Source organism: Spirochaetota bacterium, assembly GCA_017999915.1.
Lineage (GTDB): Bacteria > Spirochaetota > UBA4802 > UBA4802 > UBA5550 > RBG-16-49-21.
On record JAGNKX010000002.1, the window covers coordinates 265,545 to 277,074 of the forward strand.

An 11,530-nucleotide genomic window follows, 5' to 3' on the forward strand; every position below is an offset into this window, starting at 1 on the left:
AGCCTGCCCGTAATATAACTCGACTAAAAAATGACGAACTGTTTAATGAATCAATAATTTTGCCCTTTTAGTATATATTAATTTATTGATTATTGTCCAGTTTATTTGAATTTTTTTATAAGTTTTTGAATATTTATTATTAATTTCCTTGACTTTGTCTATAAATATGGTACTTTGAATAATGACATCATGTCTAATAATTTTCTAAGTTCCCCTTGTTTCATTATCTAGTTTCGTTCATTTTCTCAGTTTCTTTTCCTGAATCATTGCATCTCAAGACTTTCTCTCAGGCAATAATTTTACTTTATGCATAGAGTTTTTAGTAAAATTAAAATAAACAAAGAAATACAAACGAGAATATTAAATTTTACCAGCTGGACGGTTTGTTTTTTTGGATCGCAATCAATGCGACTAAAATTTTTCTCACGCAGATGTGGGAGGGTATATGAAGATTTCCAATTATACTGTTCCATTGTTCTCGATTCTTTGTTCATGTTTGATCATCATGTCATGCTCAAAAACAGATTTGAAAGATTTTCAAACCAATGAGCAGCGATCTTCCTATAACCTCTTCCATATTTTTGATTACTATCCTTCATTGAATGATGTCGTGGACCGTCTGGATACGCAAACGATAAATACAAAATTGGCCGACTTTATACTCAATGGCATCGAGCTGGACCTCCTCTGCATAAATGCCAGCGCATTGATCGGAAACAAATCAACGTCTTTTATGGAGGAGATAGCGGAGCTCATGGATATCGTTACGGATACCGACACCCGCTATTACAACCATCCGTCAGACCAGGGCTTCTACGCCAACGCGAAGACCGACCATGAAAAGAATTTCTATAATGCCATGGATGAAATATGCGCCAACAGCGATATAAGCTATGATGTCATTACCATTGCAAAATACGCGCTGGAGCACATCAAAGAAAAGGATCCATCCGAGATCGAAGAAACCATCAGCGACAACATCGGCACATTCAGCGACCCTGATTTTAAAAACGACACCATAGACCTTAGCACAAAGCTGGCGAAACTCCTGATCGTCAACGACTACCCTATATGGGTCGACGGCAGCGGCAATGTGGTAACCCGACGAAAATCCATCGACCCGGGCATTCATACAAATACCGACATGGGGAACTCGGTCAAGGGCGTCATACAGGTCCTCAATGCCTTTAACAAGCTGTTTTCGAACGATAGCGCCTCAAGGGATATCGTGTACGACATCTTAAGGGAAGACATCCGTACCCTCGTCAAGACCAACGCCACCAGGGGCGTCATCAAGGATGCCGTCAACAATCTGGCATATTACAACTCAGCCGATGGGGCAGGCTATAACACGAGCGACTATCACAGTGACAGCAACGGCATATACGTCAACTCCGAGCTTAAAGAGACAATCCGCGAGATATTCCCCGGGCTGGTAAAGCTCTTCATTCGCAACGATTCCACGGGCACAAAGTACCCGGATTATTCCATCGCCTATGACACCAGGGGACAATCTCCCCTGGAAGCCTTCACCTGCGCTCTGGGCACATTAAAGGAGGGCGGCATCGACTATACCGCGGTCGACCTGGAGCCCTCACTGCGCAGGATGATGGACTACAACGCCTTCGGCAAAAGGAGGACCGATTCGGGCACCACCAACGTATCGTACCTGGATCACTTTCTGTATGCCATAGTGTCGGCCGCCAAGTTCGGCTTCCTTACCCGCCAGGGCAGCGACGGGGAGCCTTCGGCCAATTCCGGCCGCGGCCATGGCCTTTCCACGAACGGCGTTCTTACGGTCACCGACGTCATCTACGCCCTTGACATGTCCTCCGGAACCATTGGAGACTTAACAACGACATTGAATTCAATACCGAATTATTTATGTTTCTATCTAAGAGATGATATTGTTAATGCCATTGAAAACATGAACCTGTACGACATGGCCCTTGACCACAGGGTCGAGCAGGCGGAATACATATCACGAAGCTCCGGCAGCTTTACAACCTCCCAGATGGGGTTGCATAAATTCTACATGGGGGGCGATTATCCGATAGCAAGCCTTGTCCCGTCCGCGTGCGCCGGAGACGCCGGGCTCCCCAACGGCGGTGAAAACGCCGTTACCCCGACATCCAACACGACCACCATGTCCACAAAGACAAGCGTCTCTCAAAACGATTTCCGCACCTATTACCCGAAGGTGGCCGACGGCCTCGGAGCCACGAACACGGCGGAATTCCTTCTTTCACTGATCCCCAGGGCCTGCTGGGACGGCGCCGGACCCTTCTATTACGCCCCTTCCGGCGCCGAAACAAAAAGCTTCAGCTGGCCCGGCAAGGGAACGCGCACCGTCCATGTCTATTATAAACCGAACGGCGAGATCTACGCCTACGTGTACAAGCCCTCTTCCAGCTCGTCGGCGTGGGAATATTACTATCCGGTATCGGGAAACGATCTGGCAGACGAAACGGGACAGAGGTCGAACAGGTACCTGGAAAAAATCGAATCCGATTACTATCTGGTAAAATTTAAATTTGTAAATGAATATCTCACGCCGACGGATTACGTGGCAGTGCCGCCGGTCAATCCTGACGGGGGAAGCTATGCCTCGCCGAACAGTAAATTCAGGATGAAGCTGATAAAGGCATCCGACAACCCGGCCTCGCAGAAATTCTACCTTGAAGAAAAGTACAAGCAGACCGACCCGCGCAGGGAATGCAAGAGCCAGGAAGAGGCGATCTACCGCAACTACCAGTGGCTCTGCTTTGACAAGAAGCTCGCCTTCGTCATTCCCCTGCATGTCGGTCTTATGACAAACGTCGAGTTCGGCGGTTACCTCTTCGCCGAAGGGAACGGATTCCTCGGCCTGGTCAATTCACGGAAGGGACCCCAGAACGGATACTGGCTCTCGAACGAGACGGACTTCCCCATCCCGGAGTACGCGAATTCAGGCATAGGCATAGGGGACAAAACCACGGGAAACAGCCCCGACTACATGGAATCGCACATACCGGGGGACGGAAGATTGACCCTGCTCCTCAGTGACAATTTTTGCAATCTATTGCCCGGCCTCGACACTCCCGGCCTCTTTTTCAGCGCAATTATAGGGAAAGGATATGCCTTTCCGGGCGCCATAGCCTGCAGCATTCCCACGGTGCTTCGCCTCGGATTTCTCCAGGAAGCCATGGTCACGGCCGATTCCACAGACATCGCCAACGAGTCGAGCGCCGTGTGGCAAAACCGGAACAAGCTGCTGCCCCTCATAGTCGCGCTGACCGGAAGCCTGAGGGACGTCACCCGGTATAACGCGTCAACCACCGGCCATAACTACAATTACACCGGAAAGCACAAGCTCCCCATAGCCGAGCTGCTGGAAGGCGTCCTCTTTCCCCTCGCAAAGCCGCACATGCGCTATTTGACGGACACCGCACATTCATCCGGCAGTACCGCCTACTGGGGCACGCGCTGGCTCCAGAGGGTGGAAAACGAGAGCAACGGCACGTTCAGCTGCTTTACACCCAATATAAAAAATGAAACGGATACCGATTATTTTGCCCCGAAAAAGGAGCTGCGCACCCTGATAAGCATTCTTGCCGGAAATGGACCTAAAACATCCGACGGATTGATACCGCTCATCGCCGACAACACCAGGCTCGTTTCCCGGGTGCTGGCCCTGCTGCAGAACCTGGGAGGAGCCGGCAAGGCCGCAGAGAGACAGACGCTGTTCAAAGGCCTCGAGCAGATTACTTCCTCGGTCAAGGCCGGCCAGAGCGAAACCATGACCAGGGGCATCTCCCTGAGCGACAACACGTCCTACAAATGGATGTTCACGGCCCGCGAAGAGGATATCCTTCTTGACGACCTCCTGACCTACGACGGACCGGTCCTGCCCGACGACCTGCGCTGGGATGACTTCGACTCCGCCTTTGACCTTCTTAAAAAATTCATGGATGGGGAAAAAGACATAACCGGAAACATCATCAACATCATGAACGCGGTGCTGACAAACCAGTTGACAGATCCAGAGACGGAATCGCTCGTCTATGTGGCGGGAAAATTGTTCGGCAAATACGCCGACAACACCTGGATCTATCACGGCCAAACCGACGATTTTGACGCACTGTATAAATTATGCACCTATCTCCCGTATCTTCATGCCGATCTTCAGGACGCCGGCAGCGGGAAGAATTATCTGAACTTGATCGATAACGTACTATGGCTTCTTCAGAACGAATCCAGCCTTCTCTATTATATCGTGGACAACATGAATACCCGATACTCGAGCGAGCAGGTATTCAAGGATCTTCACGATTTTTCACACAGTGAGATCGTGTACGGGAGTAACGCCGTCGTGTGGCGCGACATGTCCAACTTGCTGAACGAGATATCCGGCCTGGCGGGAAATCCCCTGTCGCCGGAAGAGCTGACGGTCATGTTCGGGCATTACGGATACCAGCAAAATTGAAGCGCGGGGCGCCCATAAGTGGAGCAGTCTTTGTTATTTACGGCCTCGCCCCGCGGCCGTGATCAGGCATCGTTAATCAGCAGGTAGCGGCAGACCATCTCTTCCAGCTCCGCGAGGATCCTGGCGCCGTCGATTTCCGATCCCATGAACCTGATGCGGTGAATGATCTCCTCGCTGACCCGATAGAGGAGGAGCGCCGCGGCTTCGATGTCCTTCACCCTCACATGGTCCCGGTAATTATCCAGCAGCGACGTCATGGAAGCGATAACCTTCCGCTCTTCTTCCCGGTTGATCTCCTCGATTTCCCTGTCGAGCAGGACCATGGCTATGAGCTCCCTGTGGAGCGCCGGATTGATATCATGGGCAGCATGGAGCGCCTGGATCATGAAATGGACCAGGGCTTTGCCTTCCCGATAGTTATCGGTATTGTTATCGTATACGTGCGCCCGGTAGGCGTTAAGCACCTTCTCCGAGGCATGGGCATAAAAATTTCTGATAACCTCAACAAGAACTTCCTTTTTGTTGTTAAAATATCCGTAAAAACTCCCGGTTGCGACTCCTGCCCGCGCCGCAATCTCCAGGGCATTGGTTTTATGGTACCCTTTTTCGGCAAAGAGAGCCTCTGCCGCTTCAATGATCTTCTGTTTTGTTTCCATGGCCCGTTTCTGAACCGGGGTCCTGGCTTTGTGCTTTTGCTCTGACACCATATTCCTCCAACAATCAGGTTCAGATAAAAAGCCTGGTAAAGCAAGCAAAATATGAAATATTTTTCATATTATACTTGACAATGTGAAATTTTTTTCATATTTTAATGTAATATTGATAGATGATGATTTATTTAAGGAGGATAGCACATGTTTTTAAATCGTTATATGATCGTTTTATTGCTGATCCTTCTCCCTGCTTCAATTTCATGGGCGAAGGGAACTTATTTTATATCAGACAAACAATCAGTCACGAATTCACAATTCACAAGGATAGATAAGACTTTTATCAGCAAGGGAGACAAACTAAGGGCCTGGCTTTATCTGCCCGCCGGCGTAGCGAAGCCGCCCGTGGTGGTCATGGCTCACGGCTTCGGCGGCCAGCGATGGATGCGCCTGCCGGCCTATGCGGAACACTTCGCCGCCATGGGCATGGCGGTCTTTCTTTTTGATTACCGCGGCTTCAACGACAGCGAGGGCCAGCCCCGCAACTACATCAATCCCTCCCGCCACCTGGAGGACTGGGACGCGGCCATCGCCTGCGTGAAAAAGCTGGACACCGTCGACGCGAAACGGATGGCCCTGTGGGGCACGTCATTCAGCGGCGGCCATGTCATCGTTGAGGCGGCAAAGCACCCGGAGGTGCGGGCCGTCGTATCACAGGTTCCCTTCACGGACGGCATGTCGACAATGTGGTATTACATCACATCGGACCCGATCTTCGCGCTTAAAGGCACCTATCACGGACTGGCCGATCTGTTCGCTTCTCTCTTCACTAAAGACCGCCACGTTGTGCCCATTGCCGGAAAACCGGGCGAGGGATTCGCCATGATGAACCAGCCGGACACCTGGGACGGATTGAAGAAGCTGGTGGGAACCGGCATACAGGATTTTGAAAAGGACAATTACTGTCCCGGAAACATAGTCTTCACGCTGGGCCTTTACCGGCCCATCGGCGACGCGGAAAAGGTCGCCTGCCCCGTCCTGATCATCGGCGCTGAAACCGATACGCTGTTCCCTCCCACGGGGCCGAAGAAAATGGCAGACCGGATGAAGAAAGCCGCGTACATAAGCCTGCCCATGAACCACTTCGATCCCTATGTCGGAGAGCCGTTCAGGAAAATAGTGAAGGTCATGGGCGATTTTTTAAGAACGAACTTGAACGGCGGTCATTCAGGAAAGCCGTGATTCCCCGAAATGGCCGCTTAAAAAAAGGCCGCCTCGGAAAATCATATTGAGTCTAACATAAAACGCTTGATCAAAAACAGATAATGCCCGACTATGAATCACCGCAAAAGAACAATCATTTCGGAAGAAGGGATGGATCAAGCCATGAAGGGTCCTACGACGAAACTTTGCCGGCTCATTCATCCCGGCATATACATGATCACGCTCCCCCTCCCCGGGAAAAAACCGGGGCCGGTTAACGCCTATCTCTTCACCGGGACCGCCGTGACCCTCCTCGACACCGGGACCGTCAAGGCCTTTCCGGTCCTGGAGCGGGCCCTGGCGGAGCTTTCCATGTCGGTCAGTGATATCGACCAGATCGTCCTCTCCCACGGCCATATCGACCATTACGGGGCCGCGCGGAGGATCATCGAGAGATCGGACGGCGACATCTCCATCATAGGCCACGAGGAGGACAGCATTCTCATAGAGCGCGGCCTCGAGGTGGCGAAGATGCAGTTCATCCGGTACTACCAACTCATGGGCGTGCCCGTCATCTTCCAGCTTTCCCTGCTGCTGCTGAGGATGTTTTTTTCCTCCATGGCCGAGCCCTGTTCCATAGACCGGTACGTATCCCACGGCGATACCATCCTGATGGGAGACTACGAGGCGACCGTCATCGAAACGCCGGGGCACACACGGGGCTCCATCAGCCTGTATATAGAAAATGAAGGGATACTCTTCCCCGGCGATCACATCCTCGGCCATATCACGCCGAACGCCTTCGTGATGCTGGAGGCCGATTTCGTCCTTCCCCGGAGGATGAGCCAGGTCGAGTTTTACGATTCCCTCCGGAGGATCGAGGAGATCGGACCCCGCGTCGTGTACCCGGCCCACGGCGACCCCATCGAAGACGCGGGGAAGATCATCGCCATGTTCCGCGAGCAGTTCTCCGTCCGGCGGGACAACATACTCTCCATACTGGCGGCCGGCGAGAACACGGTGTACCGGATAGGACGCAAACTCTTTCCCGATATCAGGGGAAAGCGGCTTCCCCTGGAGGTTTTTCTAGCCGTTTCAGAGGTGTACACCCACCTCCAGGTCCTCGAAAGGGACGGTCTCGTAACATCGCGCCTGAAAAACGGAGCCCTCTATTACGTCAAAAATTCCTGATCCTGTTTCCTGATCATTTTAATCCTTCGCCTCTCCCGGTCCTGTAAATTCATTGACAGGACCGCATTAACGGTCTATTATTTTTATGCCGCTCGATTACAACACATGGCGGCGAAGCGTCCTCTCCGGCGTCCGGACCGGCGGGGCGGAAATAAATAAAATCCCCTGGAGGAATAAGGCCATGATAAAGAAAAAAATCCTGATCATAACAGCCGTTGTTCTCGCCGTTCTCGCGGCCGCCTACGCCCTTACGCCCGCCCACGTTAAAACGGCATTCAAATACCTGGGGGTCACCATCGACGATCATCGCCTGTTCGCGAACCGGACCGTAACGGCGGGGGCCGGCCAGCCCTGGGCCCTGGATCCGGACTATAACAAAAAGGAGATACCGGCGAAGTACGCGTCCATGATGCGCGACCTGAAAACGGCCGCCTTCCTGGTGGTCAGAAATAACCGCATCCTCACCGAAAAATACTGGGACGGCTACTCCGACCAATCGGTCACGAACTCGTTCTCGGCCGCGAAAAGCATCGTGGGCCTTCTCGTCGGCATAGCGCTGGACGAAGGGAAGATAAAAAGCCTCAATCAGCCGGTGGGCGACTTCATTCCTGAATTCAAGGCCGGTATGAAGGGAGCCATAACGGTGAAAGACGTGCTCACCATGAGCTCGGGCATTGACTGGAACGAGAGCTACGTAAATCCCTTCTCGATAACGGCAAAGGCGTATTTCGGCGACGACCTGGATTCGCTAACCCGGGGCCTTGACGCTGCGGAGCCGGCCGGGAAAAGCTTCAAGTACCTGAGCGGCAACACCCAGATACTGGGTCTGATCGTCGAGAAGGCCGCCGGGGAGAGAATATCCCTGTATGCGTCGGAAAAGCTCTGGAAACCCCTGGGCGCGGGGAAGGACGCCCTCTGGAGCCTTGACCGGGAGGGAGGGATGGAAAAGGCCTTCTGCTGCTTCTACGCCGGCGCCAGGGACTACGCCCGGATCGGCCAGTTGATCCTCAACGGCGGCACATGGAACGGGCGCCGCATCATATCGAAACAATACCTCGACGCGGCCACGACCGCGGCCTCGTGGCTTAAGGACGAGGAAGGAAAGCCTGTCGATTTTTACGGCTACCAGATATGGATCATGCGCCACCGGGGGCTGGTGATCCCGCATTTCCGGGGCATCAAGGGCCAGTATATACTGATCATCCCACAAAAGAACGCAGTGGTGGTGCGCCTGGGCAGCAAGCGGATCGATAAAAAGATCAGGCATATACCCGCGGACTCATATGAATATGTTGACGCGGCCCTGGCGCTTATCGAGTGACGACCGGGGACCGGTGAGGCGGGTTAAATCATTTCGAAAAGCAGGTTCTCGCGAAATTTCTCGTCAAGGCTGTCCAGGAAATCATCGAAGACCATGACGTTGATGCTGGCCACTTTCCAGTTATTCTTGTCCGGCATCACCCTGACAAGGAAATCCCGGGCCTCCTCCTCCGTGACAAAGCCGATGATGGAGGTCGAGGTGTCATCGACCTTGCGGAACACCATGTTGCGCTCCCGCAGCTCCTCGCTGAAATCCTGGGTGACGATGAAGAACAGGTCCCTTTTTCCTTCCTTGAACTCGTTGAAGCTATCCTGTTTGCTCATACCTGTCCTTCTTGAATAATAATTTCTGAAGCCTCCCGGCGGGCCAACCATGATAATTGGTCTGCGGGTTATGGTATTATACTACAGGTATCGAGGGGAAATGTCAAACAGATAATTTCCCGAAGGGCGCCGCCATGAAATTTAATTCGGGCACCCGTGGATGGCCAACGGTTTCCAGAATATTTTATTTCTTGACTCGGCCGGGGGATGATTCTATCTGGTGAAGGCATTATACGCCGGAAATCAATGAATACAGCGATCCACATCAGGGACCTGGTCCTGAAAAATCCCGTGACCGTGGCGTCCGGCACGGCCGGGTACGGCGAGGAGCTGTCCGGGTTCATCGACATCTCGAAGTTGGGGGCAATCTTCACCAAGGGCCTCTCGGTGAAGCCGCGGCCGGGAAACAGGGGGAACCGCATCATCGAGACCCCGGCCGGGGTCCTCAACTCCATCGGCCTGGAAAACGTGGGACTTGAGCGGTTCTTGAGCGAAAAGCTCCCCTTCCTGATAAAGGCCGGGGCCGCGGTGATCCCCAACGTGGCGGGCCATTCGGTAGAGGAAAACGTGGAGCTCTGCGCCGCCCTTTCCGCGGCGGAGGGCGTCGGGGCCCTGGAGCTTAACGTATCGTGCCCCAACGTGAAGGAGGGCGGCATGGCCTTCGGCACGGACCTGAAGCGCTTCACGGACCTCGTGGAGAAGGCGCGGAAGGCGACGACGTGCCCCCTCATCGTGAAGCTTTCGCCCAACGTCACGGACATAACCGAGTTCGCGGTGCGGGCAGAGCGGATCGGGGCCGACGCCCTGTCCGCGGTAAACACGTTCCTGGGTATGAAGATCGACACGAAAAAAAAGAGGCCCCACTTCCAGAACAGGGTCGCGGGCCTGTCCGGTCCGGCCATACGGCCCCTGGCGGTGCGGGTAGTGTACCAGATCTTCGAAAAGGTGAAGATCCCGGTCATCGGCCTCGGCGGCATCGCCTGTTTCGAGGACATGCTGGAGTTCCTCATGGCCGGCGCCGCGGCCGTATCCGTCGGCACCATGAACATGGTGGACCCGGCCCTTTCCGTCTCCCTTATCGGCGAGCTGGAAGGATACATGAAAAAAGAAAAAATTGCCGATATACATGATATCATAGGCGTGGCGCACCATGCTACCGGTGAATCGCCTGGCTGTTCATGATAAGCGCGGTTCTTGAACCGCGCCTTTACGAATCAAACCGAGGATCATATGGCCAAAGGAAACGAAATGAGATACTGGAACACCCGGCTGAAGAACGCCGCGGAATACATACCGGGGGAGCAGCCCCAGGGCCTCGACGAATTCATCAAGCTGAACACCAACGAGAACCCCTTCCCGCCCTCCAAGACCGTGCTGGAGGCGATCAGGTCCGCTGCGAACGACTCCCTCAAGCGCTACCCGGACCCGACGGCCCGGGCGATCCGCGAGGCCTTCGCGTCGGCAAAGGGCGTGGACGCGGAAAACGTCTTCGTGGGCAACGGCTCCGACGAGATCTTCACCCTCCTCTTCCGGGGATTCATCGACCCCGAGGGCCTGGCGGCCTTCGCCTATCCGTCCTACGCCCTCTATTCCACCCTGGCGCAGATGAACGGAATCAAGTATGAAACGGTCCCGCTGAACAAGGACTTCTCCTACAACCTCGGGGCTTTTTTAAAGAAAAAATACAATCTCGTCATCATCGCCAACCCGAACAACCCCACCGGCACCTACGTGGAGGTGGAGGAGATCGCGTCGTTCCTCCAGAAATTCAAGGGGCTCCTGGTGGTGGACGAGGCCTATGTCGACTTCTACGGCGGCTCAGCCGCGGGCCTCACGGACGAATTCGACAACCTCATCGTGACGCAATCAATGTCCAAATCCTACTCTTTGGCGGGGCTCCGCATCGGCTTCGCGGTGGCGTCCCTGGACATCATCCGGGGCCTCATGAAGATCAAGGACTCCTACAACGTGGACCTGCTGGCCACAGCCGGGGCAGTGGCCGCCCTGAAGGACAAGCGCGGCTTCAACTACAACATCGAGATGGTGGTGAGCAACAAGGAGTACCTAGAGGAGAGCCTGACGGCGTTGGGCTTCGAGATAATCCCCTCCCGGGCCAACTTCATCTTTGTCAGGCACCCGAAGATCAAGTCATCGGACCTGTACCAGAAGCTGAAGGACAAAAAGATCCTCGTCAGGCACTACACCGGCCCGGTGCAGTCAGAGTACATCCGCATCAGTGTGGGCACCATGATGGAGAACAAGGCGGTGATAAAGGAGCTTTCGGTTATAACAGGTCAATAGGCCGGTTGACAAACCGTCTCTTCACATCAAATCCGCGCTTACCGGTATGACAAAGTAATCAATCTCAACAAACAAA

8 protein-coding genes are annotated in these 11,530 nt (G+C 53.6%); 6 read left to right on the forward strand and 2 right to left on the reverse strand.

Features of this window, described 5'->3' with window-relative positions; genetic code table 11:
- Positions 1–646: 646 nt before the first annotated feature.
- Positions 647–4,465, forward strand: coding sequence for a hypothetical protein (locus KA369_05230; GenBank protein ID MBP7735359.1), 3,819 nt, complete (start codon positions 647–649; stop codon positions 4,463–4,465).
- A gap of 62 nt (positions 4,466–4,527) precedes the next feature.
- Here KA369_05230 and KA369_05235 read toward each other — a convergent pair whose 3' ends face one another.
- Positions 4,528–5,172, reverse strand: coding sequence for a TetR/AcrR family transcriptional regulator (locus tag KA369_05235; protein MBP7735360.1), 645 nt, complete (start codon positions 5,170–5,172; stop codon positions 4,528–4,530).
- Between the two features lie 147 nt (positions 5,173–5,319).
- Between KA369_05235 and KA369_05240 the strand changes: the two genes are divergently transcribed.
- The 3 genes from KA369_05240 to KA369_05250 all read left to right on the forward strand — a co-directional run bounded on the left by KA369_05240 (position 5,320) and on the right by KA369_05250 (position 8,830).
- A complete protein-coding gene (locus KA369_05240) occupies positions 5,320–6,357 on the forward strand; it encodes an alpha/beta fold hydrolase (protein ID MBP7735361.1) in 1,038 nt (345 codons plus the stop codon).
- Positions 6,358–6,501: 144 nt separating this feature from the next.
- A complete protein-coding gene (locus KA369_05245) occupies positions 6,502–7,509 on the forward strand; it encodes an MBL fold metallo-hydrolase (GenBank protein ID MBP7735362.1) in 1,008 nt (335 codons plus the stop codon).
- 181 nt (positions 7,510–7,690) lie between these two features.
- On the forward strand, positions 7,691–8,830 hold the full coding sequence (locus KA369_05250) for a serine hydrolase (GenBank protein ID MBP7735363.1): 1,140 nt from the start codon (positions 7,691–7,693) through the stop codon (positions 8,828–8,830).
- Positions 8,831–8,853: 23 nt separating this feature from the next.
- Here KA369_05250 and KA369_05255 read toward each other — a convergent pair whose 3' ends face one another.
- Positions 8,854–9,153 carry a hypothetical protein gene (locus tag KA369_05255; protein ID MBP7735364.1) on the reverse strand — a complete coding sequence of 100 codons (300 nt, stop codon included), beginning with the start codon at positions 9,151–9,153 and terminating at the stop codon, positions 8,854–8,856.
- 246 nt (positions 9,154–9,399) lie between these two features.
- Between KA369_05255 and KA369_05260 the strand changes: the two genes are divergently transcribed.
- Together KA369_05260 and KA369_05265 are read left to right on the forward strand one after the other, a co-directional pair.
- Positions 9,400–10,335, forward strand: coding sequence for a dihydroorotate dehydrogenase (locus KA369_05260; GenBank protein MBP7735365.1), 936 nt, complete (start codon positions 9,400–9,402; stop codon positions 10,333–10,335).
- Between the two features lie 48 nt (positions 10,336–10,383).
- The gene (locus KA369_05265; GenBank protein MBP7735366.1) at positions 10,384–11,454 is read left to right on the forward strand and encodes a histidinol-phosphate transaminase; all 1,071 of its coding nucleotides are present in this window, start codon (positions 10,384–10,386) and stop codon (positions 11,452–11,454) included.
- Positions 11,455–11,530: the final 76 nt, after the last annotated feature.